This is a genomic window from Mesorhizobium sp. M5C.F.Ca.IN.020.32.2.1, from assembly GCF_004023105.1.
GTDB classification, from domain to species: domain Bacteria; phylum Pseudomonadota; class Alphaproteobacteria; order Rhizobiales; family Rhizobiaceae; genus Mesorhizobium; species Mesorhizobium wenxiniae.
Genome location: NZ_RZSX01001368.1, coordinates 1 through 1015, shown reverse-complemented (window position 1 = coordinate 1015; position 1015 = coordinate 1). Strand labels below are relative to the sequence as shown.

Below are 1015 nucleotides of genomic sequence, written 5' to 3'. Positions count from 1 at the left end.
ATCGGACACCAGCGTGTTGTAGCCGAAAGACACGCCGCGCTCGGTGACCAGCACGTTGGCGTTTCCGGAACCGGTGATCTTGGCGACAACGTTCTTCATGTCCCACGGTGCGAGGAACTGGCCCTTCTTCACGTTGACGACCTTGCCGGTTCTTGCCGCCGCGATCAGCAGATCGGTCTGGCGGCTGAGGAAAGCCGGGATCTGCAGGATATCGACGTGCGGCGCCACAAGCGCGCACTGTTCCTCGGTGTGGATATCGGTCAGGATCGGCAGCGAAAACGCCTTGCGCAAATCGTCGAAGACGGGCAGCGCCGCGTCGAGCCCGGCGCCGCGCGTGCCGCCAAGCGAGGTGCGGTTGGCCTTGTCGTAACTGGTCTTGTAGACGAGGCCCAGCCCTAGCTTCCCGCTCAGCTCCTTCAGTGCGCCAGCCATGTCGAAGGCGTGCTGGCGCGATTCAAGCTGGCACGGGCCGGCAATCAGCGACAGCGGCGCGGTGTTGCCGAGGACGACGTTGCCGACGGTTACGGACGAATTTGGCTTGCTCATGCTTTCTCCCGGAAAATGAAGGCCGCACCCTGCCCGGATGCCGGCCGGACGACAATATCATCGCCGCGTATTTCGTGTTTGACGGAACTGGCTGCAAGCAGCTTGGCGACCGTGTCAGCGAAACGAACCGAAAAGACGATCCCCGCAAAGCGGAGTTCCGATGGCGCGCCGGCAGGTATGCCGAAGCGCGTCTCGAAAGCGACCGGGTCAAGCAGGGCCAAGGTTGCGTTCGGCAGGCCAAACGCAGTGCTGCTCCCCTGTCCGGTCGCCGGACTGCGCGTCGCGATCGAAATCAATCGGTGCTGTTTGGGTGGCTCGTTGCTGACCGCCACGACTTCGATGATGCCGGTTGCGCCATTGGGGTGGATCTGCAACGCGGTGCGGTCTACTTTCGGCGCCTTGATCCGCTCACAGGCGAACAGGAAGGCGTCCGTCGCCCCGGTGCCGGAGGCGAAGGCCAGTTTGAACG

Annotated in this window: 1 protein-coding gene and 1 pseudogene; both read right to left on the bottom strand. The window is 63.3% G+C overall.

Annotation, left to right across the window (positions count from 1 at the left end; genetic code table 11):
* On the bottom strand, positions 1-546 hold a 546-nt coding region (kdsA, locus tag EOA86_RS36055), incomplete at its 3' end, for a 3-deoxy-8-phosphooctulonate synthase (protein WP_128345795.1).
* Positions 543-1015: pseudogene (locus EOA86_RS36050) on the bottom strand (VOC family protein); the annotation flags it as partial. The gene kdsA and the pseudogene EOA86_RS36050, both read right to left, overlap by 4 nt.